A 24,898-nucleotide genomic window follows, 5' to 3' on the forward strand; every position below is an offset into this window, starting at 1 on the left:
TTCGCGAGCAAGCCCGCTCCCACATTTTGATCTTCGGTGGTTTGACGGTTTGCGCTAAAGCACCTTGTCCAGGGTGATGGGAAAGTCCCGTACCCGCTTCCCGGTGGCGTGATAAATCGCATTCGCGACCGCCGCCGCGACCCCGACAATGCCGATCTCACCCACGCCCTTGGAACCGAGCGCGTTGACGATCTCGTCGTGCTCTTCGACAAAAATCACATCAATGTCGCCGATATCGGCATTTACCGGGATGTGATACTCGGCCAGGCTGTGGTTCATATTGCGCCCCAGTTGGTGGTCGGTCTGGGTTTCTTCGTGCAGCGCCATACCAATGCCCCACACCACACCGCCCAGGATCTGGCTGCGCGCCATCTTCGGGTTGACTACGCGCCCGGCGGCAATGGCGCTGACCACGCGACGCACCTTGATCGTGCCAAGGTCTTCGTCTACCTGAACTTCGACAAACACCGCCGAGTGAGTAGCGCTCGCATAGCCTTGACGCTTTTTGTCCGGCTCGCTGTCGACCTGCACTTCCAATGCCTCTTCGCCACTGTCTTTGACCAATTGTGCCAACGACACACTCACGTCCCCGGTGTGCAACTGGCCGTCTTCAAAGCGCACGGTTTCTGCATCCTTGAAGACCGGGTAAGTCTGCCGGGCAATGGCCAGCAGTTTGCCAGTCAACGCTTCGCACGCTTGTTGCACGGCGGTGCCGACGGACGACACGGTAAACGAGCCGCCCTGCAACGGCGCGGTGGGCAATGACGAATCCCCCAGCAAAAAGCGGATATCCGCCATCGCCACACCGCTGGCCTGGGCGGCAATCTGGGTCATGACCGTATAAGTGCCGGTGCCGATATCGGTGGTGGCGCTGCTCACCGTCAATTGGCCCTTCGCGTCGATCCGCGCCTTGGCGCTGGCCTTCATCTGCAAGGCTTCCCACACACCACCGGCCATGCCCCAGCCGATCAACTGGTTGCCGTCGCGCATGCTGCGCGGTTCCGGGTTGCGCTGGGCCCAGCCGAAGCGCTCGGCGCCTTCGCTGTAGCACTCGCGCAAGGCTTTGCTCGACCAGGGTTTGTCCTCGTTCTGGTTACGTTCGGCATAGTTGATCAGCCGCAGTTGCACCGGGTCGATGCCCAAGGCGCAGGCCAGTTCATCCATGGCGCACTCCAGGCCGATCACGCCCAGCGCAGCCCCCGGCGCCCGCATGTCCAGCGGGGTAAATACGTCCAGAGGCACCAGTTTGTAAGTCAGCTGCACGTTGTCGCAGTGGTAGAGCATGCCGCTCCACTCCACTACGTGTTCACTGAAGTCTTCGAAACGGGAAGTCTGGCCAATCGCGGTATGCCCCAACGCCAGCAGACGGCCATTGGCAGCGGCGCCCATCTGCAAGCGCTGCAAAGTGCGCGGCCGGTAGCCGAACGTGAACATCTGTTGCCGGGTGAGCGTGACACGCACCGAGCGCTTGAGCGCCAATGCCGCCATTACCGCCAGCGGCAACTGGTATTGCGGGCGCAGGCCCGAACCGAAGGCGCCACCGACGAACGCAGCGAAGATGCGCACCTGGCTTTTATCCAGACCAAAGATTTTTTGCACATACGCCTGGCAGTTCTGCGGGCCTTGGGTCTTGTCGTGGATATGCAGGGTGCCGTCCGGCTGATACAGCACGGTGCTGGCGTGGGGCTCCATCGGGTTGTGGTGTTCGATGGGCGTGCTGTAGTGCACATCGAGGTTGACGGCAGCAGCGGCCCATTCCGCCTGGAAGTTACCGCGTGGCGCGGGCGGCGTTTGCGGTGATGGGTGCGCCTGTTCCTGCATGGCCAGCAAGTCGGTTTCAAAGGCTTCGCTTGCGTACTCGATCTGCACCAGCGAACCGGCGTGCCGCGCCAGCTCCAGGTTGTCGGCGATCACCAACGCCAATGGCTGGCCGCTGTAGAGCACACGGTCGTTATACAAAGGCCGAAACGGCGAGCCGTCCGCCGCGTCGGCGTCGGCGAACGCGTCATCGTAGCTGGCGAGTTTCGGCCGGTTGAGATGATCGAGCACCATGACCACGCCCGGCAGCGCCAGGGCTTTGGAGGCATCGATCCTGACGACCCGGCCTTTGGCGATGGTGCTGGAGACCACGCTGGCATGCAGCAAGCCCTGGTCGGGAAACTCACCGGCATACCGCGCTTGACCTGTGACCTTGAGCAGACCGTCAACGCGATCCATGGGTTTACCGATAGCCGTCATGACCGTTCTCCTGCGATGGCAGCGTCGCTGAGGGCGCGAATAATTGCGCGGCGCGCCAGCTTTACCTTGAAGGCGTTGTGCTCCAACGGCTCGGCGTCTTGCAGCAAAGCGTCGGCGGCGTTGCTGAAGGTTTCGCGGCTGACGGTCTGACCGATCAGCGTGACTTCCACTGCGCGGTCGCGCCACGGTTTGTGAGCCACACCGCCAAGGGCCAGGCGGGCATCGACGATGGTCTCACCGTCCAGTTCCAGGGCAGCGGCGACGGACACCAAGGCGAATGCGTAAGACGCACGGTCGCGAATTTTCAGGTAGTGGCTGTGGTTGGCCAGATGGTCGGCTGGCAGCTCGATGGCGGTAATCAGCTCATCATCGGCCAGCAAGTTATCGCGCTGCGGCGTATCGCCGGGCAGCCGATGGAAGTCAGCAAATTCAATGACCCGCGCCCCGCCGCGCCCTTCCACGTGAACCCGCGCCGCCAGTGCCGCCAGGGCCACACACATGTCCGAGGGGTGCGTGGCCACACAGTGCTCGCTGGCGCCGAGAATCGCATGGATGCGGTTCAAGCCGGTGCGCGCCGGGCAACCACTGCCCGGTTCGCGCTTGTTGCAGGGCACGCTGGCGTCATAAAAGTAATAGCAACGGGTGCGCTGCAGCAGGTTGCCACCGGTGCTGGCCATATTGCGCAATTGCGGTGAAGCACCGGCGAGGATGGCCTGGGACAGCAACGGGTAACGCTGTTCGATCAGCGGGTGCCAGGCCAGGTCGGCATTGCTCACCAAGGCACCGATCATCAGGCCGCCCTCAGCGGTCTCTTCAACGCCTTGCAGCGGCAGGCCGGTGATATCGATCAGGTGTTCTGGGCGGCTGATGTTTTCTTTCATCAGGTCGAGCAGGTTGGTGCCACCGGCAATGAAGCGCGACGCCGCACTGCTCAGGTGCACCGCTTCGTGCACATCGGCCGGCTTGCTGTACTGGAAGGGGTTCATTGCTCACCTCCCTTTGCGCGGCAGGCGGGCAAGGCTTCTTCTATGGCATCGCGGATGTTGCTGTAGGCGCCGCAGCGGCACAGGTTGCCGCTCATCAGTTCCTGAATTTGCGCCGTATCGTGGGCACGGCCCTCATTGGCCAGGCCAACAGCCGAGCAAATCTGGCCGGGGGTGCAGTAGCCGCACTGGAAAGCGTCATGCTTGATAAAGGCCTGCTGCATCGGGTGCAACACGTCGCCGTCGGCCAGGCCTTCTACAGTGGTCAGCTCCGCGCCGTCGCACATCACCGCCAGGGTCAGGCAGGCGTTCACGCGTTTACCGTCGCGCAACACCGTGCAGGCGCCGCATTGGCCGTGGTCGCAGCCTTTTTTACTGCCGACCAGGTCAAGTTGCTCGCGCAGCAGATCCAGCAAGGTGGTCCAGGGCAACACGTCCAGCTGGCGGTCCTGGCCATTGAGGCTCAGGCGTATGGAGTGGGTGGCGAACGGTGGGGCCGCCGCACCATTGGGAATTGCGCTCATAAACACCTCACGGGTTGGTGTACATCCGCGGCGTTCAGGGAAATCGCCGTCTCAGGGGTACGACTTCCCGGGGTATCGAGCGTTCAAGGAGATTGATCAGCGGATGTTGAGCAGGGTCTTCAGCGGGGTTTGCGCGCCATTGATCGAGGAATTGCTGTATTCGAACCAGCCGGGCGCTTCGACATTCACGTCGAATACATAGATGTAGCCCATCACCGTGCCCGCACCATTACAGGTCTGGCTGATATTGCCCACCTGGCATACCGGCGTGCGTTGCCCGTTCAATTCTGCACCATCGAAACGGCCCATCGGGCTTTTGCCCAGGCCGACTTCCATCACTGAAACCTTGGTGGGCCCACGGTGCGTGCACATCTGTGTGCTGCTCGCCCGCTCCGGGATCGTTTCAGCGCAACCGGCAGACTCGACCTTGAACACCCGCACCTCGCTCAAGGCCGGTGCAGTCGCGCCCCAAGCCGGTGCCACCAGCCCAAGGCCGATAACGGCGAACAGAGCTAGACTGCTGGCGTTGGCTTTTTTCATGCTGTTAACGACCCTGTATTAAACGTCGGCGCAGTATGCCTCAAGCCCATGGACCATCAAAACCAAGCCCATACGCCATTGGCCTCCGGCTGCTGGTATGATGCGCCGCTTTTTCCGATCCTCTCTGAAACCACACGCGCTTGGCGCAGTTTGTGCTTTGACTTAGAGGTCAACAAATAACGACGCAAAATAGCGTCACAGGGAGCCGGCATGCTGGAAAAGCTGTTTCAACTCAAAGCACACAACACCAACGTGCGCACCGAGATTCTCGCGGGTATCACCACCTTTTTGGCCATGGCCTACATCCTGTTCGTGAACCCGAGCATCCTCGGCGAAACCGGCATGGATAAGGGCGCGGTGTTTGTCGCAACCTGCCTGGCCGCCGCCATCGGTTCGACCGTGATGGGCCTGATCGCCAACTACCCGATCGCACTGGCGCCGGGCATGGGCCTCAATGCCTTCTTTACCTACACCGTGGTCCTGCACATGGGCCACACCTGGCAAGTGGCGCTGGGCGCGGTATTCATTTCGGCGGTGTTGTTCTTCCTGCTGTCGATCTTCCGCATCCGTGAGTGGATCATCAACAGCATCCCGCTGCCCCTGCGCTCGGCGATTGCAGCCGGTATCGGCCTGTTCCTGGCGCTGATCGCCCTGCACAACGCCGGCATCGTCGTCAGCAACCCGGCTACCATGGTGGGCCTGGGCGACCTGAAACAACCGGCACCGATCCTCGCCACCCTCGGTTTCGCGCTGATCGTGGCGCTGGAAGCCCTGGCCGTGCGCGGCGCCGTACTGATCGGCATCCTCGCGGTGACTATTGTGTCCATCGCCATGGGTTTCACCCCGTTCGGCGGCGTGACGTCGATGCCACCGTCCCTGGCCCCCACCTTCCTGCAGCTGGATATCAAAGGCGCACTGGATATCGGCTTGGTCAGCGTGATTTTCGCTTTCCTGTTCGTGGACCTGTTCGACAACTCCGGCACCCTGATCGGCGTTGCCAAGCGCGCCGGCCTGATGGGCAAAGACGGCCACATGCCGAAAATGGGCCGTGCGCTGATCGCCGACAGCACCGCGGCCATGGCCGGTTCGCTGCTGGGCACCTCGACCACCACCAGCTACATCGAATCCGCTGCGGGCGTGAGTGCCGGTGGCCGCACCGGCCTGACCGCCGTCGTGGTCGCGATCCTGTTCCTGCTGGCGCTGTTCTTCTCGCCACTGGCTGCCAGCGTTCCAGCCTTCGCGACCGCGCCTGCGCTGCTGTTCGTGGCCGTGCTGATGACCTCGGGCCTGGCCGAAATCGACTGGGATGACATTACTGTTGCAGCGCCGGTGGTGATCACCGCCCTGGCGATGCCCTTCACTTACTCCATCGCCAACGGCATTGCCTTCGGTTTCATCGCCTGGACCGCCATCAAGCTGCTTTCGGGCCGCTACCGTGAGCTGAACCCGGCACTGGTGATCCTGTCGATTCTGTTTGTGATCAAGCTGGGCTGGTTCAACGCATGACTTTTGACGCCACAAGCTACACCGCTCAACTGCAAGACAAGGTCACGCGCCTGCGTGACCTGCTGGCACCCTTCGATGCGCCCGAGCCGCAGGTCTTCGATTCGCCGTTGCAGAACTTCCGCCTGCGGGCGGAGTTCCGCCTGTGGCGCGAAGGCGGTGAACGCCACTACGCGATGTTTTCCCAGGACGACAAACGCACGCCGATCCTGATCGAAGAATTCCCCATCGCCAGCCAGCGCATCAACCTGTTGATGCCGCAACTCAAGGCTGCCTGGCAGGCCAGCGCCGCCCTGAGCCACAAGCTGTTCCAGGTGGAGTTCCTCACCACCTTGGCCGGCGACGCGATGATCACCCTGTGTTATCACCGCCCGCTGGACGAGCATTGGCACACGGCTGCGAACAAGCTCGCTGCCGACTTGAATGTCAGCATCATCGGCCGCTCCAAGGGCAAGCGCGATGTTATCGGCCACGACTACGTGGTTGAAAAGCTCGAAGTCGGCGGCCGCACATTCAGCTATCGCCAACCCGAAGGTGCGTTTACCCAGCCCAACGGCACGGTGAACCAGAAAATGCTCAACTGGGCGTACGACGCCTTGGGTGATCGCCCGGATGATTTGTTGGAGCTGTATTGCGGCAATGGCAACTTCACGCTGCCTTTGGCTACCCGCGTACGTAAAGTGCTGGCCACCGAAATCAGCAAAACCTCGGTAAACGCGGCCCTGAGCAACCTCGATGAAAACGCGGTGGATAACGTCACCCTGGTGCGCCTCTCCGCCGAAGAACTCACCGAAGCACTTAACGAAGTGCGTCCGTTCCGCCGCCTGCACGGCATCGACCTGAAAAGCTACGAATTCGGAAGTGTCTTCGTCGACCCGCCGCGTGCGGGCATGGACCCGGACACCTGCGAACTGACCCGACGCTTCGACAACATCCTGTACATCTCCTGCAACCCGGAGACCCTGGCTGCGAACATCGCGCAATTGCACGACACGCACCGGATTACCCAGTGTGCGATGTTTGACCAGTTCCCGTGGACGCACCATATGGAATCCGGCGTGTTGTTGACCCGACGTTAAACACGCTCACGTGTCCTTTCGTGGCCGGCCGCCCTTCTTGCCATTGGCTCGGGCGGCGGCGGACTTCGCGGCACTGCTTTTACGCCCGTTACGCGACGCCACCATGCTTGCAGCCAGGTCCATCAAGGGCTGGCTCGTAGCAATCAGGCCACTGATGGAGACGTGCAGGTCACGGGCTTCACAGCACAGCGCCTTGCCACCAAACCCGACCTCCAGTTGCTGAAAGTCCTGCGCAGAAAACCCTTCGAACTCCGCGAGCCCGGCCACCGGCAGCACGATACGGCTGCCATCGCCGAAGCCGATGGAGATGCAGTTGTCTTCGTAACGCACATCACTGGCATTGGCGTACAAGCGCTTCAGCTTGCGCCCACGCACGATGGCCTTGTCGATATCAGCCTCAGTGATCGGTACATCAGGCAAGATTTTGGCTTTTACGATTTTTTTCATAAATCAATCTCCACACAACCTGGCGCCCTCACCAGATTCAAAATGGTTCTCTGCCCAACAACATCGTGTCGGGCATTGGCGATCACATAAACACCACGCCGAATGACTAACCCTGGCACTAACTCATCAGCGTCCCAGTCCCAGGAATGGTTCTCCAGGCAGACCGTTTGCAGCTTTTGCCACCAGATCCTTCGTGCCCGCGCCAAATAATGCGGTTGCATGAGGGCCTGGCGAATACCTTCCAGAATCGCGCCCGCTGGCCAGCATCGTTCGGGGTTCACATCCCACAACGCCACGCCTCCATCCAGAAAGCTGAAACGAAAGCGCGCATCCCATGCCTCTCCCCTGACATGTACGTGAGGCGGGCAATGCTCGTCCCTGAGAAAAACCGCAATTACATATCCTTTGTAAGCCCCTACTTTCATCGTAACCCATCCGTTAGGTTATTTTCTGTCAGGAAACACTTTTCCTCCTGCAGCCCGATAGCCGGCTGCGTGATCAGGGAGGTTTTTCACAGGTTAGTCGCGAAGGAGGAAGCGTCGAATACCGTCTTGTAACCGCGCATGGCGAGGTCTTGAAATCCTCTTTTACTGATTAACAGTTCGATAATCGAACACATCCGCTGCCACTAATTGACCAAATTAACCATCCGGTACATTTTATCCCCACAACCAATAATAACTGTGGAGATCCTCCCCTATGCCGCCCATCGTGCTGGTGCTCAACGGCCCCAACCTCAACCTGCTCGGTACCCGCGAGCCCGCTACCTACGGCCATGAAACACTGGCCGACGTGGCTGCGCTGTGTGGCCGCAGCGCCGAAAAACTAGGGCTGAAAATCGAATTCCGCCAGACCAACCACGAAGGCGAATTACTTGACTGGATCCACGGTGCCCGCGCCCGCTGCGCGGGGATCGTGATCAACCCGGCGGCCTGGACCCACACCTCCGTGGCGATTCGCGACGCACTGGTCGCCAGTGAAGTGCCAGTGATCGAAGTGCATTTATCCAATGTGCATGCGCGCGAGGCGTTTCGGCATCACTCTTTTGTCTCACCCATCGCCAAGGCGGTACTCGCCGGGTTTGGCAGCCACGGCTATCACCTGGCCCTGGAACACTTCAGCCACACCTTGAAGGGATGAGCCCGATGAAACCGCGCATCCTCGCCGGCCTGATCGGCTCGGGCATCCAGGCCTCCCGCACCCCCGCCTTGCATGAGCAGGAAGGTGACGCCCAAGGCTTGCGATATTTGTACCGCCTGATCGATCTGGAACCACTGCAACTGAGCATCAGCGCCCTGCCCGACCTGCTGAACGCGGCCGAGGTGATGCAGTTCACCGGGTTGAACATTACCTACCCGTGCAAGCAGGCGATCCTGCCGCTGCTCGATGAATTGTCCGACGAGGCCCGGGGCATTGGGGCGGTTAACACGGTGGTATTCAAGGCGGGTAAACGCATCGGCCACAACACCGATTGCCTGGGGTTCGCCGAAGGTTTTCGCAGGAACTTGAATGACGTTGCCCGCCACCGTGTCGTCCAGATGGGTGCCGGCGGTGCCGGTGCAGCGGTGGCTCATGCGCTGCTGGCCGAAGGCGTGGAGCACTTGAGCATTTTCGACGTGGACGCCAGCCGTGCCCGAGACCTTGTGGATAACCTTGCGCAGCGTTTCGGGGCCAGTCGCGCCCAGGTCGGCAACCACCTGGAAAACGCCATGGCCGAGGCGGATGGTTTGGTCAACACCACGCCGATGGGCATGGCCAAGCTACCCGGCACGCCGGTACCGCCGGCCCTGTTACGGGCTGAGTTGTGGGTCGCGGAAATCGTGTATTTCCCACTGGAAACCGAGCTGCTACGCAGCGCCCGCGCCTTGGGCTGCCGCACGCTGGATGGCGGCAATATGGCGGTGTTTCAGGCGGTGAAGGCGTTTGAGTTGTTCAGTGGCGAAGCGCCGGATGCGCAAAGGATGTTGGCGCATTTTCAGAGCATGAACACCTCGCAGTAGAAACCCAATTCAAATGTGGGAGCGAGCTTGCTCGCGAAAGCGGTGTATCAGTCGCCGGAGGTATGGACTGATACTGCGCATTCGCGAGCAAGCCCGCCCCACATCCGGTTCTGCGGTGTCCTCAAGCCTGCAGGTAACGCATCACCGATTCACAAATCATCTCGCGATGCCGCTGTTTGACGAGCTCATCCGACAGCTCGATCTGAAAGATCTCACTGAACGTATGACGATTGGACACCCGGTAAAAGCTGAATGAGTTGATCAGCAAGTGCACGTCCAACGGATTCAATCCTTGGCGAAATACGCCCATCTCAGCACCCCGCCGCAACGTAGCCCCCAACCCTTCGAGGATGTTGCTGTTCATTGCCTTGATCGAATCCGAGCGCTTTACGTACTCGGCGTTGTTGATATTTTCGATGCTGACAATGCGCACGAAGTCCACGTTCTGGTCGTGGTGATCAAAGGTGAACTCCACCAGCCTGCGAATCGCTTCGCGCGGTTCCAGGGCCGTGAGGTTCATGCGGGTTTCCGTGTTGCGAATATCGCCGTAGAGCTTTTCCAGCACCTCGACGTACAACTGCTCCTTGCTGCCGAAGTAGTAATAGATCATGCGTTTTGAGGTGTGGATACGCTCAGCAATCGCATCCACGCGAGCGCCGGACAGGCCCTGTTGAACAAACTCGACGATGGCTTCCTGCAGGATATTTTCGCGGGTCTTTTCCGGATTGTTCTTACGACTCTTGCGCGGTGCGTCTGACACCGCGGGGAGATCGGGACTCGAGGTCATGGTGCGCTCACGGCCATTGTTATGCAGGCCATGATTATGGGCCGCGGCGCCCTCTGAAGGAAGCACCTGTCAGCCGTTACAACCGAGCCTGGCGTGCCGCGCCGCTGCGGGACTTGGCCATCGCTGCCAGGCGCACCGCCACGTTGGCCGCGCCATAACCGGCGTAGCCATTTTTGCGTTGGATGATCTCAAAGAAAAACCGCCCTTCGAACGGCTCGGTGTAGACATGAAACAACTCACCGCCCTGGGCGTCACGGTCGTACAACACGTTGTAGTACGCCAGTTCGCTAAGGAACTCGTCGTCGAAATCAAACCGCGCCGCCAGGTCGTCGTAGTAGTTGAGCGGGATATCCAGCAACGGCACGCCCGCCTCTTTGGCGCGGCTCACCTCGGCGAAAATGTCCGCACAGTCGAAGGCAATGTGATGCACACCCGAGCCGCGATAACTCGACAGCGCGTGGGAAATCGCGGTGTTGCGGTTCTCGGAAATATTCAACGGCAAGCGAATCGAACTGCAGCGGCTGCGTAACGCGCGGCTTTTTACCAAACCGTAGGGGTCGGGGAGCACCACTTCGTCATCGGCTTCAAAGTCCAGCAGGCTCTTGTAGAACAGCACCCAGCTGTCGAGGCTGTCGGCCGGCAGCGCCATGGCCATATGGTCGATACGCAACAGGCCCCCACTTGAGGCGGTGGTCGGTTGCAGGTTGAAGTCGGTGTCGTAAAGCCCGCCTTCACTCGGGTCTACCAGGTAAATCAGGCTGCCGTCCGGCGCACGTACGGCCGCCAATTCAAGCTCGTTGGGGCCGACCAGTCCGCGATAGGGCTGGCCCTTGTAGGCCACCGCCCGCTCCAACGCTTTAGCGCTGTCCTTGACCCGAATCGCCGTGGCGCATAAAGAAGGCCCATGGGCTTCGAAGAAGTTATGGGCGAAGGAATAGGGTTCACAGTTGAGAATCAGGTTGATATCACCCTGGCGCAACAGGCTCACACTCTTGGAACGGTGCTGCCCGGCCTTGACGAACCCCAGGCGTTCCAGCCAGTGGGTCAGCTTGGCGCCGAGGCTTTCATCCACGGCGAACTCGAGGAATTCGATGCCGTCGTATTCGCTGGCGGCCGGGGTTTCAAACAAAATATCCACCGGCGCAGCCGGTTGTTCCTGTGCCAGGCGCTGACGGGTTTTCTCTTCCAGGTACAGCAGCGAACGCAAGCCATCCGCCGCGTTCGCTCGGGTCGGCGCCGCGCGAAAACCATCATTGAAAATTTCCAGGGACAACGGCCCGGTGTAACCCGTCTTGATAATCGGCGCCAGGAACCCTGCCAAATCAAATTCGCCCTGCCCTGGGAAACAGCGGAAATGTCGACTCCACTCCAGCACATCCATGGCCAGGATCGGTGCGTCGGCCATTTGCACAAAAAAGATCTTGTCGCCGGGGATCTCGGCGATGGCGCTTGGGTCGCCCTTCAGCGACAGCGTGTGGAAGCTGTCGAGCAACACGCCGAGGCTTGGGTGATCGACCTGACGCACCAGGTTCCACACCTGCTGCCAGGTGTTCACGTGCTTGCCCCAGGCCAGTGCTTCATAACCAATACGCAGGCCACGGCGGCCGGCGTGCTCCGCCAAAAGGCCAAGGTCATCCAGTAGAATGCGTTCATCGCCCACGCAATCGGCCGAGGCATTGCTGCACACCAGCACCAGGTCGGTGCCCAGCTCCTGCATCAAATCGAACTTGCGCTCGGCGCGCTCCAGGTTGCGTGCCAGGCGATCACGGCGGCAGCCTTCAAAGTCGCGAAACGGCTGGAACAACGTGATGGCGATGCCGAGGTCGGCACACATTTGTTTAACTTCCCGCGGGCTGCCGTCGTAATACAACAGGTCGTTCTCGAAGATCTCAACCCCATCAAACCCGGCGGCGGCAATGGCTTCGAGCTTTTCCGGCAGGGTACCGCTCAAGGAAACGGTGGCAATGGAACGTTGCATGGGGCGACTCCCGGCAGTTGTTATTTGCGGCAAATTATTCGCCCCTAGCCTACACGCAGCAATTAAAATGTACGAACCGGTTAGTTTTTCGTGCGATTACCGAACACTATGCCCGTTTGGCGAATTGACGGTTTTTTAACCGCTGCGCACCATCGACGACGCAACCTTCAAAGAAAAAAAGACCCAGAACACACCATAAAAATTTCAAAAAACGGGTACGACCTCATGCCTCTGCAAAACTCCGCCCTGGCCGCGCGCCCGGGCAACCCGCACGCCGGCATCGGCGACAAAATCCGTGGCGCACTGGCCGTGGGTAAAACTCGCTGGGGCATGCTGGCCCTGGTGTTCTTCGCCACCACCCTCAACTACATCGACCGCGCCGCCCTGGGCGTGATGCAACCGATCCTGGCCAAAGAGATGAGCTGGACGGCGATGGATTACGCCAACATCAACTTCTGGTTCCAGGTCGGCTACGCCATCGGCTTTGTGCTGCAGGGTCGCTTGATCGACCGCGTCGGCGTGAAGCGCGTGTTCTTCTGCGCAGTGCTGTTATGGAGCCTGGCAACCGGCGCCCACGGCCTGGCCACCTCGGCCGTCGGCTTTATGGTGTGCCGCTTTATCCTCGGGCTGACCGAAGCCGCCAACTACCCGGCTTGCGTCAAGACCACACGGTTGTGGTTCCCGGCCGGTGAGCGCGCGGTGGCCACCGGTATCTTCAACGCCGGCACCAACGTGGGCGCAATGATGACGCCGATGCTGCTGCCGCTGATCCTCCATGTATGGGGCTGGCAGGCAGCGTTCCTGTGCATGGCATCGCTGGGCGCAATCTGGCTGGTGTTCTGGGGTTTGAAGTACTACAACCCGGAAGACCATCCAACGGCCAAACAATCCGAATTGGACTACGTGCAACAGGAATCCGAACCGGAACAACCGAGCGTGCCTTTCAGCCGCATCCTGCGCATGCGCGGCACCTGGGCCTTCGCCCTGGCCTATGCGATGACCGCCCCGGTGTTCTGGTTCTACCTGTATTGGCTGCCGCCGTTCTTGAACCAGCAATACAACCTGGGCATCAACGTGACCCAGATGGGTATTCCGCTGATCATCATTTACCTGACAGCCGACTTCGGCAGCGTGGGTGGGGGGATTCTGTCGTCATTCCTGATCGGCCGTGGGATGAATGCGATCAAGGCGCGGCTGTTGTCGATGCTGCTGTTTGCCTGCTGCATCGTCGGCGTGATCATGGCGGCCGGCTCCAGCCAGTTGTGGGTCGCGGTGTTTGCGATCTCCCTGGCCATCGGCGCGCACCAGGCCTGGACCGCCAACATCTGGAGCCTGGTGATGGACTACACGCCCAAGCACATGATGAGCACGGTGTTCGGTTTCGGCGGTATGTGCGCAGCCATCGGCGGCATGTTCATGACCCAGATCGTCGGCCATATCCTTACGGTGACGAACAACAACTACACCGTGCTGTTCACCCTGATCCCGGCGATGTACTTCATCGCGCTGACCTGGATGTACTTCATGGCGCCGCGCAAGATTCCTACCGTCGACGTTTGACTCACCGACGCCGCTGCTGCCAGGCAGCGGCCAACCCACTCATGCAGATCACCCCGATGCCGACCACCGTGGTCAAGTCGGGGGTATGGTTGAACACCAGCCAGCCCAACAACCCCGCAAACACGATCTGGCAATAGCCGAACGGCGCCAGCAAGGCCGGCGCCGCGAAGCGGAAGGCCTGGGTCAACATCAAGTGCGCCGTCATCCCGCAGCTGCCCAGCGCCAGCATCAACACACCGTGCCACAGCGTAGGGAGCTGCCAGAAGAACGGCACCAGCGCGCTCATCACCAAGGTATTGCACAGGCCAGCGAAGAAATTGCTGGTGGTCGGGGTGTCGTATTTGCTCAAGATGCGTGTGAGCAGTTGGTAGAAACAGAAGAACAGCGCCGAACACAGGGGCAGCAACACCGCCGGTGTGAACAACTCGCCGCCCGGGTGGATGATGATCAGCACGCCGACAAACCCGCAGATCACCGCCAGCCATTGGCCACGCGTCACACGTTCACCGAGCAACGGTACCGACAGCGCCGTCACCAGGATAGGCGCCAGGAAGTTCACCGCCGTGGCTTCCGCCAACGGGATGTAATGCAGCGCCGCGGTAAAGAACAGGCTCGTGCCCAACAGGCACAAGGCCCGCACCACCTGCATCCCCGGGCGCTTGCTGCGCAGCACACGCAAGCCCGATTGCGGCAGGAAGATCCCGGCCATCAGCAAGGTGTGCACCAGGTAACGCGCCCACACCACCATCACAATCGGATAGAACCCGGCCAGGTACTTGGACAAGGCGTCGTGGCTGGAAAACAGAAACGTCGCCACCACAATCAGCAGGATGCCTTTGAAAGGATGGTTGACGCCGGAAAGGGGTGTGCTGACAGTCATTTAATTCTCTTGCATGGCGGGCTGAACGCTGAGCACTGAACGCGGTAGCACTCAACCCGGTAATCTAGCAGCCGGGCCGAAGTCTGCCCCAAGAGCATAACCAAACACCGTGCGAACAGCGCACTAAATCACGGGATTTGAGTCCAACGCTGCACGTTAGCCCGCGCGTTGCACACTTTTTAACCAAGGCCTTGCCGCTATGAAAAAGACACTCTTTGTTCTTTCTGCCCTTGCCCTGCTCACCGCCTGTAACAAGGAACCCAAGGAAGCCCCGAAACCTGCGCCCGCCTCCGTGCAAGCCACGCTGGTACCGGCGACCCCGCCCACCGATAAATGGGTCGGCACGTGGATGGGCGTCGAAGGCCTGAACCTGAGCATCGCCAAGGACGACAGCATCGGCCGTGGCCACTACCTTCTCACCATGAAGTACGGCCTCGACGCCGACGACTCAGGCACCTTCAAGGGTGAAGCCAACGAAGAAGGCATCACGTTCACTCGCCCGGACGGCCCGCAACTGCTGCGCGCCGGCGACGGTGAAGCCACCGGCCTGAAATGGCTGGCGGATAAAAAAGACTGCCTGGTGGTCGATACCGGCGAAGGTTATTGCCGCGACTGACCCGGTTTTGCTGACACAACTTTCATCTGGCGCCCGTGCCGACACCGACTGACAGCAGCGATACTACGCAGCTCTCGTTACTTGTCGGACAGCCGGGCTGGCGCCATTCATACGCACCAACAACACTGTTCTGAAAAAAGTGTTCCACAGGTTTATCGAGAGGATTGCCCCATGCTATGGAAAAAAGGCCGACGCAGCGACAACGTGGTGGATGCCCGCGATGACAGTGGAGGCGGTGGTGGCGGCATGCGTTTTGGTGGCGGCAAGGGCCTGAGCCTTACGGCGATTGTGCTGATTGTCGGCATCGGCTGGCTGACCGGCCAGGACCCGATGCAGATCCTCGGCCAATTGACCGGCCAGATGGAACAAGCGCCCTCGGTGAGCACCCAATCGCAACAGGCTCCGCCGGCCAATGATCAGCAGGCTGACTTCGTCCGAGCGATTCTGGGGGACACGGAAGACACCTGGGGCCAGGTGTTCCAGGAAAATGGGTTGGCCTACAAGAACCCGAAACTGATTCTGTTCCGTGGCCGGGTGAATTCCGCCTGCGGTGGCGCCACCTCGGCCAGCGGCCCGTTCTATTGCCCGGCCGACCAGCAAGTGTATCTGGACCTGGATTTCTTCCGGGAAATGTCGCAACGCTTCAAGGCCTCCGGCGAGTTCGCCCAGGCCTACGTGATCGCCCACGAAGTCGGGCACCACGTGCAAACGCTGCTGGGCATCTCGGCCAAGATCCAGGCTGCGCGCCAACAGGGCCGGCAGATGCAAGGCGATGGCGGCCTGTTGGTACGCCAGGAGTTGCAAGCCGACTGTTTCGCCGGCGTGTGGGCCAACCGCGCGCAAAAACGCCTGAACTGGCTGGAGCCCGGCGATATTGAAGCAGCACTGAATGCGGCCAACGCCATCGGCGACGACCGTTTGCAGCAACAGGGTCAAGGGCGCGTCGTGCCAGACTCGTTTACCCACGGCACCTCGGCACAGCGCGTTCGCTGGTTCAAAACCGGCTTCGCCCAGGGCCAGATCTCTCAATGCGACACTTTTACAGCGAAGAGTCTTTAAATGAATAAACGATTGGGATTGCTGTTCGGCGTGTTAATCACGTGTTCCTCCTTCACCTGGGCCGCCGAGAAAGACCACGGCGTCAAGGTGGTCAGCCCCGATCGTTTTCACTTGGATGCGGGCGATCTCAGTCTCGGCTTGAGCCAGGACTGGGGCAAGCCGCTGCCTCAGGTAACCCGCGCACTGATCATCGTGCACGGTCGCCTGCGTAACGCGCAGACCTACCTGAAAAGTGGCGAAGATGCCGCCGAACACGCCGGGCTGGCCGCCAGCACACTGGTGATCGCACCGCAGTTTCTGAATGAGTCGGATGTAAAACGCAACCACCTGGGCAACCCAGTGCTGCGCTGGAACGGCAATGACTGGATGGCCGGCGCGCCGTCGACCGGCCCGGGCCAGGTCAGCTCCTACGGCGCACTTGACCAGATCATCAAGCACCTGGGCAACCGCAAGCTGTTCCCGGCGCTGAAAGAAATCGTCGTCGCCGGCCACTCCGGCGGTGGCCAAGTGATACAGCGTTTTGCGCTCACCGGGCACGACCACCCGCTGCTGCAAACCGAAGGTATCAGCCTGCGTTATGTGGTGGCCAACCCATCGTCCTACGCCTACTTCAGCCCGCAGCGTCCGGTAAAGTTTGATGCGGCCAGCTGCCCGGGCTTCAACGACTGGAAGTACGGCATGCAAAACCTGCCGGACTACGCCAAGGGCCAGAGTGCGCAGCAGCTTGAGCAGGCTTACGTGTCACGCGACATTACCTACCTGCTGGGCCAGCAGGACACCGACCCGAACCACCCGGCGCTGGATAAAAGCTGCGAAGCCGAAACCCAGGGCGGGTATCGGCTGATTCGTGGGCATAACTACTTTGATTACCTCAAAGCGCGTCATCCGCAGCTGAGTCACAAACTGGTGGAAGTACCGGGAGTCGGGCACGACGGGGACAAGATGTTTACCTCGCCGGAGGGCGAGAAGGTGTTGTTTGCGAAGTAACTGACACGACCGGCTTAAAAATGTGGGAAAGGGCTTTTTGTGGGAGCTGGCTTGCCTGCGATGCGCACACCTCGGTCTGTCAGCCATACCGAGGTGATCCTATCGCGGGCAAGCCCGACTCCCACACAAGCCCCCTCCCACATTTGATGTGTGATGCCAGGTTTAGATCATCTGGCGCAGGGCGGCGCAATCTTCAGCATGCCAATCTGCCAACTCCGGCCACGGGTTTTCCGGCACGTTCACCAACACCGTCCTGGTCCCGGCCGCCCGGCCGCAGTCCAGGTCAAAGCGGTAATCCCCGACCATCACCATCTCGCTCGGCTCCACCTCCCAAGCCGTCGCCAGTTTCAGCAAACCACCCGGATTCGGCTTGGGCGGCGCATCTTCACGCCCCAGCACATCCTCGACAGCAAAGCAGTCCGCCAGACCAATCGCTTCCAGCGTGATATGCGCCAACTCCCGCGCATTGCGGGTCAGGATGCCCAGGCGATAGCCCCGCCCGGCCAATTCACGCACCAGTTCCACTGCGCCGTCTGCGGCAACCGAGCCAACGGCCAGCGCCCGCTCATGCTCCAGCAACCATGCATGCTTGGCCGCCGCCACCTCTGCCGGCAACGCCGCGAGGTGGGTGAGAATGTCATCCTCGGGCGGAATCTCCAGCGCCACGCGAATGGCCGCAAAATCATGCACGGCCACCGTGAGGGTGCCGTCCATATCAAAGACCCAGTGCTTAACGTCCGCCAGGCTCATGCCCAATCCTTGCGATGGCGAATCAAGCCTTCCTGGGTGACCGAAGCCACCAGTTGCCCGGCGCGGTTGTACACGCTGCCCCGCGAGAAACCACGCGAGTTGCCGGCCCACGGGCTGTCCATCGCGTACAGCAACCAGTCATCGGCGCGCAGGTCAGCGTGGAACCACAGCGCATGGTCGAGGCTGGCGACTTGCATGTCTTTTTGCCACACCGTCTTGCCGTGGGGCAGCAGCGAGGTGGTCAGCAGACCGAAGTCCGACGCATAGGCCAACAGGTATTTATGCAGCGCCGGCGAGTCGGCCAAGGCACCGTCGGCCCGGAACCACACGTACTTGACCGGGTCGGACGGTTGCGGGTTGAACGGGTCTTTCTCGGTGACCGGGCGCACTTCGATGGGCTTGGGGCACAGCAACTTTTCGCGCATGTGCTCAGGGATCAGGTGCGCGCGCTGTTTGGTCAGCTCCAGTTCCGACGGCAGGTTCTCCGGGCCAACGACCACCGGCATGGTGGTCTGGTGCTCGAAGCCTTGTTCGTCGTACTGGAACGAAGTGGTGCAGGTAAAAATCGGGTTGCCCTTCTGGATCGCGGTGACGCGGCGCGTGCTGAAGCTACCGCCATCGCGCACACGGTCTACCGAATACACCACCGGCAATGCGGCGTCGCCGGGACGCAGGAAATAACCATGCAAGGAATGCACGTGCCGCGCTTCTTCTACGGTCTGGCTGGCAGCCGACAACGACTGGCCGAGCACCTGGCCGCCGAACAGTTGGCGAAAGCCCAGGTCCTGGCTGCGGCCGCGAAAGAGGTTTTCCTCGATCGGCTCCAGGGTCAGCAAGTCCACCAGATCTTCCAATACTTGGCTCATAGAGCAACTCCTACAACAATCGATAGGGCATTCCGGGCTGCTTATCCGTGCAGCGTGTCCAACCATTGGGCGCGGGTGATGCGGTACAAAACATGATGGCGCAGCGGGTCATCGGCTGCGACCTTGGGGTGTTCAAAATCTGCCTGGGGATCGTAATGCATACCGATGGCCTGCATGACTTTTTGTGATGGCAGATTGGTTTCGGTGGTGAAGGACAGGATTTCATCCAGTTGCAGCCGATCGAAACCACAGCGCAGTGCGGTCCAGGCTGCCTCGCTGGCGTAGCCCAGGCCCCAGTGCTCACGGGCCAGGCGCCAGCCGATCTCGACGGCCGGCACAAAGTCGGCTTCGAAATTGACATTTTGCAGCCCGGTGAGGCCGATAAACTCGCGCGTGTCCTTGCGCTGCAAGGCCCAAAAGCCAAAGCCGTATTCGGCAAAATGGCCGCGAATCCGCCCAATCAGCGCGGCGCTTTCCAGATGGCTCAGCTTGGCCGGGAAATAACGCATCACCTGCGAGTCGGCGCACATGCGCGCAAATTCCGGCAGGTCGCTGTCGCGCCATTGGCGCAGCACCAGACGTGCGCTTTCCAACTCGAGTATCGGCTCCATGGGTCCCCTCCCTTGCCATGTGCGTGAGTGTACAGCGCTGGTAAGATCCTTCGCAGGTTCCCGTCAGAAAATCCCATGCCATTGCCACTGATCTACCACGACGACTACAGCCCCGAGTTCCCAGCGGACCACCGGTTCCCTATGGATAAGTTTCGCCTGTTGCGCGACCACCTGGTGGACAGCGGCCTGACCGAGGACAGCCAACTGCTGCGACCGGAGCTGTGCCCGGCAGAGATTCTGGCCCTCGCCCATGAACCTGGGTATATCGAACGCTACATGAGCGGCGAGTTGTCCCGCGAAGACCAACGCCGCCTTGGCCTGCCCTGGAACGAAGCCCTGGCCCGACGCACTGTGCGCGCGGTCGGCGGCTCGATACTGGCCGCCGAACAGGCGCTGGAACACGGCCTGGCCTGCCACCTGGCGGGTGGCACTCATCACGCCCATTACGATTACCCGGCCGGCTTTTGCATCTTCAACGACCTCGCGGTGATCAGCCATTACCTGCTGGCCAGCGGGCGGGTCAACCGCATACTGATCTTCGACTGTGACGTGCACCAGGGCGACGGCACCGCACGCATCCTTCATGACACGCCGGATGCAATCACCGTGTCGCTGCACTGCGAAAAAAACTTCCCCGCCCGCAAGGCCCAGAGCGACTGGGACATCCCGCTGCCCATGGGCATGGGCGATGCCGACTACCTCAAAACCGTGGACGACGCGCTCAACTACCTGCTGCCGCTCTACCAGCCGGACCTGGTGCTCTACGACGCCGGTGTCGATGTGCATAAAGATGACGCCCTCGGTTACCTCAAGCTGACAGACGCAGGCGTCGCCGCGCGTGATGAAAGCGTGATGCGCCACTGCCTGGGTCGCGACATCCCGGTCATGGGCGTGATCGGTGGTGGTTACAGCAAGGACCGCCCTGCCCTGGCCCGCCGCCACGGCATCCTGCATCACAGTGCACAGCGGGTGTGGACGTCATCCGGTTGTCATTGAAGTGTGGGCGTTACCCACAATGCCTGTGGAACGGCCTGTGGATAACTTGAGCGTAAGGGCCTGAAAGCGAGTAACCGCATGGCTTGTAGGAAAGTGTACGTTTTTTGATCAGGCAGTGATGCCGACGTCGGGTAGAATGCTCGGCCTATTCAGCGACCGTAGCCTTGCCCATGCCTCAGACACCGTCTCAACACGTCACTATCATCGGCGGCGGCCCTGCCGGGCTGATGGCCGCTGAAGTCTTGAGCCAGGCGGGCGTGCAGGTTGACCTGTATGACGGCATGCCGTCGGTGGGGCGCAAATTCCTGCTGGCGGGCGTGGGCGGCATGAACATCACCCACTCCGAGGCGTACCCGGCGTTCCTGTCGCGCTATGCCGAACGCGCACCCCAGATGGCGCCGTTGCTGCGAGGGTTTGGTGCCGAGGCGTTGTGCGAATGGATTCATGGCCTGGGCATTCAAACCTTTGTCGGCACCTCCGGGCGCGTGTTTCCTACCGACATGAAGGCGGCGCCTCTGCTGCGCGCCTGGCTCAAGCGCCTGCGCGACCAAGGCGTGGTTATCCACACCCGCCATCGTTGGCTGGGCTGGACGGCCGACGGTGGTTTACTTATCCACAGCCCGGAGGGTGAGAAAACTGTCCACAGCGATGCAGTGTTGCTGGCCTTGGGCGGTGGCAGCTGGTCGCGCCTGGGCTCCGATGGCGCCTGGCTCAAATTGCTGGAAGACAAAGGCGTGCCCTACGCGCCTCTGCAACCGAGCAATTGCGGCTTCGAGGTGTCAGCCTGGAGCGAATTGATGGTCAGCAAATTCGCCGGCGCGCCGTTGAAAAACGTCGCCATCGGCCTAGGGGATGACAAGCCTCGGCTGGGGGAATGTGTGGTCACTGCCATGGGTATCGAGGGCAGTTTGATCTATGCGCTGTCGGCACCGATTCGTGAAGCAATCAACCGCACGGGCTCAGCCACCGTGCATATCGATCTGCTGCCAAGCAAGCCGTTGGACAAAGTCCAGGCTGCCTTGGCCAAACCGCGTGGTTCGCGCTCGATGAGCAAGCATTTGCACAGCCAGTTGGGGTTGGATGGGGTCAAAGCGGCGCTGTTGCGTGAGTTGGCACCGGCGGAGCATTTCAATGATCCGGCGCAGTTGGCGGTGGATATCAAAGCATTGCCGCTGACCTTGATAAAAACCCGGCCGATGGATGAAGCCATCAGCACGGCCGGTGGCGTGCCGTTCGAGGCGCTGGATGAGCGGTTGATGCTCAAGCAATTGCCGGGCGTGTTTTGTGCGGGGGAGATGCTGGATTGGGAAGCGCCGACCGGCGGCTACCTACTGACAGGGTGCTTTGCCAGCGGGCGAGCGGCTGGGCGAGGGATGTTGGAGTGGCTTAAGCACTGAGGTCTGTAGCGAACTCAAAGCCGCCTTCGCGAGCAAGCCCGCTCCCACACTTGGAATGCATTTCAAATGTGGGAGCGGGCTTGCTCGCGAAGAGGCCCTCAATAACGCCTCAAATCTTATTTTTTCTTACGCGGCCCAGTATTAAACACCGGCACCTTACGCACCGGCTTGATCGACGGCTCAGCCGGCGCTGCATCCCCACTGTCCACCCACTTACCCAAATTGCGCTTACCGCCGCCGCCGCCCGACGCCTTAGGCTTCTTCGGTTTCTTCGGCTTCTTCACCACTTGCCCACTGGCATCGGTATCCGGTACGCGGTGCTCAGGCTCGAAATCCGCCTCCATCTTGCGGGTCAGTGTCTGACGCGTCAGCATCTCGATGGCTGACAGCATGTTCACTTCATCGGCACACACCAGGGAAATTGCCTCACCGGTGTTGCCCGCGCGGCCGGTACGGCCGATACGGTGGATGTAGTCCTCGGCCACGATCGGCAAGTCAAAGTTGACCACCAGCGGCAAGTCTTCGATATCCAGGCCACGGGCCGCCACGTCGGTGGCCACCAGAATCTGCACGTCGCTGGATTTGAAACGGTCCAGTGCGCGCTGGCGGGTGGCTTGGGGTTTGTCGCCGTGGATGCCGTCGGCATTGATGCCCAGGCCTTGCAGCTTATCCACCAGCGCATCCACGCCATTACGGGTCTTGGCGAACACCAGCACCTGCTTCCAGCGGCCTTTGCGCATCAGGTGCACAAACAGCTCTGCCTTGCGCTTCTTGTCCACCGGCACCACCCATTGCTTCACGGTGTTGGCGGCGACGTTGCGCGGGCTGACTTCGACGGTCAGCGGGTCATTGAGCATCTGCCCGGCCAGCAGGCGGATCTCATCGGAGAAGGTCGCGGAGAACAGCAACGTCTGGCGCTTTTTCGGCAGCATGCGGTAGATGTTCGCCAGCTCTTCGGAGAAGCCCAAGTCGAGCATGCGGTCGGCTTCATCCAGCACCAGGGTTTGCAGCTGGTTGAGTTTCAGCGCGTTCTGGCGGAACAGGTCGATCAGGCGGCCAGGCGTGGCCACCAGAATGTCGACGCCCTTGCGCAGCTTCATCATCTGCGGGTTGATGCTCACGCCGCCGTACACCGCATAGGTGGTCAGCGGCAGGTGTTGGGCGTACTCGGCGACACTGGCGTGAACCTGCTCGGCCAGCTCGCGGGTCGGGCACAGGATCAGCGCGCGCGCCGAGTTGGCGGCGACTTTCGGCCCTTCCATGGTCAGCAATTGCAGGAGCGGCAGGGCGAAACCGGCGGTCTTGCCGGTGCCGGTCTGGGCCGCGGCCATCAGGTCTCGACCGGCCAGCACCGCCGGAATGGCTTGCGCCTGCACCGGCGTCGGGGTCTGGTAGCCAAGCGTCTCAAGGGCGCGCAGCAAGGGTTCGATCAGGCCAAGGGTGGCGAAAGTCATGTGTTTACCGTAGGAAAAATTCAGCGCATAGGCGTATGCGCGGCAGTTTACCTTATTTCCGGCTTCGGCTTTCGCCACTGGGGCAGGCTGATCAACAGCACGGCGCTGATGATCACCAACATCGCCAAGGCTTCTTCCATGCCGATGGTCTCGCCGACGAACACAATGCCCAACAACACCGCGACGGCCGGGTTCACATAGGCATAGCTGGTCGCTGCCGCCGGGCGCACGTGCTTGAGCAGGTACATATAGGCATTGAAGGCGATGATCGAGCCAAACACGGCCAGGTACGCCAAGGCCAGCCAGCCCTCAACCGGCGGGATGGAATGCAGTCGCTCACCGGTCAGCGCACTGCCCACCAGCAACAAGACACCCGCAATCATCATCTCGGCCGCGCTGGCCATGGCGCCCGGCGGCAGCGGCAAATGCCGGCTCCATACCGAACCGAAGGCCCAGGAGGCGGCGGCAAACAGTAGCAACATGGCACCCGTCGGGCTCGATTGCAGGTTGGAGCCCATGTTAAGCATCGCGATGCCGATAATCCCCAGCACCACCCCGGCCCACTCCAGACGTGTATTGCGCGCGCCCCAGAAATACCCGCACAACAAGGTGAACAACGGCACCGTCGCCACCGCCAGCGCGGCCACACCGGAGGCCACCCCCGTGTGCTCGGCCACCGTCACCGCGCCATTACCAAAGGTCAGCAGCAAAATGCCGATCTTGGCGGCGGCCTTCCACTGCACCCACGTCGGCGCAGGCGCCCCGCGCCAACGCAAATAACCATACATCGCCAACCCCGCCACCAAAAATCGAATCCCGCCCAGCATCAGCGGCGGCCAGTATTCCACGCCGATTCGAATCACCAGATAGGTAGAACCCCAGATCACATACAGCGCAAAAAAGGCGGCGATCAACGGTAAGGGAAAGCGACGTGGGCCAGGCATTGGGTAGCTCTGCGGCAGGAAATTGGAGGCTTATTCTAGAAAAGCAGCACGCTAAACATAAGTTACAAAACCTGTTTAAAGCGCCCATACACTTTTCAAAGCATGGTTATGAAGGCTATAACCCGTGGATTCGAAAGCCACGCATGACCGGAGCCTTATCATGGACAAATACGACCGCATGCTCCTCAGCGCCCTGCTTAAAGACGGACGCGCTTCCTATGCCGAACTGGCCCGCACGGTAAACCTCTCCGCGCCGGCCGTGGCCGAGCGCGTGGCCAAGCTGGAAGCCAGCGGCGTAATCACCGGGTATCAGGCCAAGGTGGACCTGTCCAAAATCGGCTTGCCGATCCAGTGCACGATCGAACTGCGCTTGACCAACAACGGCAGCCAGAAAGTGTACGACGCACTGGCTGAAATCCCTGAACTGACCGAATGCCACCGAGTGACGGGCGACCCGTGCGTGATCATGCAGGCGGCGGTGGGGTCGATGCCGGAGCTGGAGAACCTGATCAACCGGGTGGCGAAGTTCGGGTTCAGCAAGACCTCGATTATTTTGTCCAGCGCGATAGAGCGGCGGGTGCCGTTGGGGCAGTTGGAGGCCAATGGGAAAAATGGCGGCTGATACACCGCCATCGCGGCGATGCGGCGACCCGACAAGCCCGCTCCCACAGTAGATTGCATCCAGCCCTGGCGAGCTCG

General features: G+C 60.9%; 25 protein-coding genes. 11 read left to right on the forward strand and 14 right to left on the reverse strand.

Annotated features, from left to right (window positions below; genetic code table 11):
* Positions 1-54: 54 nt before the first annotated feature.
* The 4 genes from ACDZ94_RS03965 to ACDZ94_RS03980 form a co-directional block, all read right to left on the reverse strand.
* Positions 55-2,238, reverse strand: coding sequence for a xanthine dehydrogenase family protein molybdopterin-binding subunit (locus tag ACDZ94_RS03965; protein ID WP_262666313.1), 2,184 nt, complete (start codon positions 2,236-2,238; stop codon positions 55-57).
* Positions 2,235-3,224: an FAD binding domain-containing protein gene (locus ACDZ94_RS03970; protein ID WP_064454230.1), complete on the reverse strand. Its 990-nt coding sequence runs from the start codon at positions 3,222-3,224 to the stop codon at positions 2,235-2,237. The genes ACDZ94_RS03965 and ACDZ94_RS03970 overlap by 4 nt, the downstream gene beginning before the upstream one ends.
* Complete coding sequence (locus ACDZ94_RS03975) at positions 3,221-3,745, reverse strand: (2Fe-2S)-binding protein (protein ID WP_064454231.1); 525 nt, start codon at positions 3,743-3,745, stop codon at positions 3,221-3,223. The genes ACDZ94_RS03970 and ACDZ94_RS03975 overlap by 4 nt, the downstream gene beginning before the upstream one ends.
* Positions 3,746-3,841: 96 nt before the next feature.
* The gene (locus tag ACDZ94_RS03980; protein ID WP_064454232.1) at positions 3,842-4,285 is read right to left on the reverse strand and encodes a DUF4879 domain-containing protein; all 444 of its coding nucleotides are present in this window, start codon (positions 4,283-4,285) and stop codon (positions 3,842-3,844) included.
* Between the two features lie 210 nt (positions 4,286-4,495).
* Here ACDZ94_RS03980 and ACDZ94_RS03985 point away from each other — a divergent pair, with 210 nt between their 5' ends.
* Together ACDZ94_RS03985 and trmA are read left to right on the forward strand one after the other, a co-directional pair.
* On the forward strand, positions 4,496-5,791 hold the full coding sequence (locus ACDZ94_RS03985; protein WP_064454233.1) for an NCS2 family permease: 1,296 nt from the start codon (positions 4,496-4,498) through the stop codon (positions 5,789-5,791).
* Complete coding sequence (gene trmA / locus ACDZ94_RS03990) at positions 5,788-6,867, forward strand: tRNA (uridine(54)-C5)-methyltransferase TrmA (RefSeq protein ID WP_064454234.1); 1,080 nt, start codon at positions 5,788-5,790, stop codon at positions 6,865-6,867. The genes ACDZ94_RS03985 and trmA overlap by 4 nt, the downstream gene beginning before the upstream one ends.
* 6 nt (positions 6,868-6,873) lie before the next feature.
* Here trmA and ACDZ94_RS03995 read toward each other — a convergent pair whose 3' ends face one another.
* Positions 6,874-7,314, reverse strand: coding sequence for a DUF2442 domain-containing protein (locus ACDZ94_RS03995; RefSeq protein ID WP_432751099.1), 441 nt, complete (start codon positions 7,312-7,314; stop codon positions 6,874-6,876).
* Entirely contained in the window at positions 7,311-7,739 is a 429-nt protein-coding gene (locus ACDZ94_RS04000) for a DUF4160 domain-containing protein (RefSeq protein WP_262666317.1), read from the reverse strand. The genes ACDZ94_RS03995 and ACDZ94_RS04000 overlap by 4 nt, the downstream gene beginning before the upstream one ends.
* A gap of 274 nt (positions 7,740-8,013) precedes the next feature.
* On the opposite strand from ACDZ94_RS04000, the gene aroQ reads away from it, so the two are divergent.
* Positions 8,014-8,454 carry a type II 3-dehydroquinate dehydratase gene (gene aroQ, locus ACDZ94_RS04005; protein ID WP_017253796.1) on the forward strand — a complete coding sequence of 147 codons (441 nt, stop codon included), beginning with the start codon at positions 8,014-8,016 and terminating at the stop codon, positions 8,452-8,454.
* Positions 8,455-8,459: 5 nt separating this feature from the next.
* On the forward strand, positions 8,460-9,314 hold the full coding sequence (locus ACDZ94_RS04010; RefSeq protein ID WP_432751100.1) for a shikimate dehydrogenase: 855 nt from the start codon (positions 8,460-8,462) through the stop codon (positions 9,312-9,314).
* Positions 9,315-9,435: 121 nt separating this feature from the next.
* On the opposite strand, the gene ACDZ94_RS04015 is transcribed toward ACDZ94_RS04010, so the two are convergent.
* Positions 9,436-10,101 (reverse strand): TetR/AcrR family transcriptional regulator, encoded by a 666-nt coding sequence (locus ACDZ94_RS04015; protein ID WP_064454237.1) that lies wholly within the window; start codon positions 10,099-10,101, stop codon positions 9,436-9,438.
* 76 nt (positions 10,102-10,177) lie between these two features.
* On the reverse strand, positions 10,178-12,079 hold the full coding sequence (gene quiC, locus ACDZ94_RS04020) for a 3-dehydroshikimate dehydratase QuiC (RefSeq protein ID WP_262666319.1): 1,902 nt from the start codon (positions 12,077-12,079) through the stop codon (positions 10,178-10,180).
* 225 nt (positions 12,080-12,304) lie between these two features.
* Here quiC and ACDZ94_RS04025 point away from each other — a divergent pair, with 225 nt between their 5' ends.
* Positions 12,305-13,639 (forward strand): MFS transporter, encoded by a 1,335-nt coding sequence (locus ACDZ94_RS04025; RefSeq protein ID WP_064454239.1) that lies wholly within the window; start codon positions 12,305-12,307, stop codon positions 13,637-13,639.
* Position 13,640: 1 nt separating this feature from the next.
* Here the strand turns inward: ACDZ94_RS04025 and ACDZ94_RS04030 are convergent, their stop codons facing one another.
* Complete coding sequence (locus tag ACDZ94_RS04030) at positions 13,641-14,519, reverse strand: DMT family transporter (RefSeq protein WP_262666320.1); 879 nt, start codon at positions 14,517-14,519, stop codon at positions 13,641-13,643.
* Positions 14,520-14,718: 199 nt separating this feature from the next.
* On the opposite strand from ACDZ94_RS04030, the gene ACDZ94_RS04035 reads away from it, so the two are divergent.
* The 3 genes from ACDZ94_RS04035 (at position 14,719) to ACDZ94_RS04045 (ending at position 17,181) form a co-directional block, all read left to right on the forward strand.
* Positions 14,719-15,135 carry a membrane lipoprotein lipid attachment site-containing protein gene (locus ACDZ94_RS04035; RefSeq protein WP_064454241.1) on the forward strand — a complete coding sequence of 139 codons (417 nt, stop codon included), beginning with the start codon at positions 14,719-14,721 and terminating at the stop codon, positions 15,133-15,135.
* Between the two features lie 171 nt (positions 15,136-15,306).
* A complete protein-coding gene (gene ypfJ / locus ACDZ94_RS04040; RefSeq protein ID WP_064454242.1) occupies positions 15,307-16,194 on the forward strand; it encodes a KPN_02809 family neutral zinc metallopeptidase in 888 nt (295 codons plus the stop codon).
* Positions 16,195-17,181 (forward strand): alpha/beta hydrolase, encoded by a 987-nt coding sequence (locus ACDZ94_RS04045; protein ID WP_432751101.1) that lies wholly within the window; start codon positions 16,195-16,197, stop codon positions 17,179-17,181. It begins immediately after the preceding gene.
* Positions 17,182-17,343: 162 nt separating this feature from the next.
* Here the strand turns inward: ACDZ94_RS04045 and ACDZ94_RS04050 are convergent, their stop codons facing one another.
* Genes ACDZ94_RS04050 through ACDZ94_RS04060 form a run of 3 tightly spaced genes read right to left on the reverse strand, consistent with a single transcriptional unit; the run spans position 17,344 to position 19,408 of the window.
* Complete coding sequence (locus tag ACDZ94_RS04050; protein ID WP_262668053.1) at positions 17,344-17,931, reverse strand: HAD family hydrolase; 588 nt, start codon at positions 17,929-17,931, stop codon at positions 17,344-17,346.
* Complete coding sequence (gene tesB, locus ACDZ94_RS04055) at positions 17,928-18,797, reverse strand: acyl-CoA thioesterase II (protein ID WP_064454245.1); 870 nt, start codon at positions 18,795-18,797, stop codon at positions 17,928-17,930. Before tesB ends, ACDZ94_RS04050 begins: the two co-directional genes overlap by 4 nt.
* 41 nt (positions 18,798-18,838) lie before the next feature.
* Positions 18,839-19,408: a GNAT family N-acetyltransferase gene (locus tag ACDZ94_RS04060; protein WP_064454246.1), complete on the reverse strand. Its 570-nt coding sequence runs from the start codon at positions 19,406-19,408 to the stop codon at positions 18,839-18,841.
* A gap of 75 nt (positions 19,409-19,483) precedes the next feature.
* On the opposite strand from ACDZ94_RS04060, the gene ACDZ94_RS04065 reads away from it, so the two are divergent.
* On the forward strand, positions 19,484-20,404 hold the full coding sequence (locus ACDZ94_RS04065) for a histone deacetylase family protein (RefSeq protein ID WP_262666321.1): 921 nt from the start codon (positions 19,484-19,486) through the stop codon (positions 20,402-20,404).
* A 170-nt stretch (positions 20,405-20,574) separates the two neighbouring features.
* Complete coding sequence (locus ACDZ94_RS04070) at positions 20,575-21,801, forward strand: TIGR03862 family flavoprotein (protein ID WP_432751102.1); 1,227 nt, start codon at positions 20,575-20,577, stop codon at positions 21,799-21,801.
* A 116-nt stretch (positions 21,802-21,917) separates the two neighbouring features.
* Here ACDZ94_RS04070 and ACDZ94_RS04075 read toward each other — a convergent pair whose 3' ends face one another.
* Positions 21,918-23,255: a DEAD/DEAH box helicase gene (locus ACDZ94_RS04075; RefSeq protein ID WP_262666323.1), complete on the reverse strand. Its 1,338-nt coding sequence runs from the start codon at positions 23,253-23,255 to the stop codon at positions 21,918-21,920.
* 47 nt (positions 23,256-23,302) lie between these two features.
* A complete protein-coding gene (gene yedA / locus ACDZ94_RS04080) occupies positions 23,303-24,199 on the reverse strand; it encodes a drug/metabolite exporter YedA (RefSeq protein ID WP_221295690.1) in 897 nt (298 codons plus the stop codon).
* A 160-nt stretch (positions 24,200-24,359) separates the two neighbouring features.
* Between yedA and ACDZ94_RS04085 the strand changes: the two genes are divergently transcribed.
* A complete protein-coding gene (locus ACDZ94_RS04085) occupies positions 24,360-24,821 on the forward strand; it encodes an Lrp/AsnC family transcriptional regulator (RefSeq protein WP_053258144.1) in 462 nt (153 codons plus the stop codon).
* Positions 24,822-24,898: the final 77 nt, after the last annotated feature.

Origin of the sequence: Pseudomonas sp. UBT (assembly GCF_050915955.1) — a bacterium.
Classification (GTDB): domain Bacteria; phylum Pseudomonadota; class Gammaproteobacteria; order Pseudomonadales; family Pseudomonadaceae; genus Aquipseudomonas; species Aquipseudomonas antarctica_A.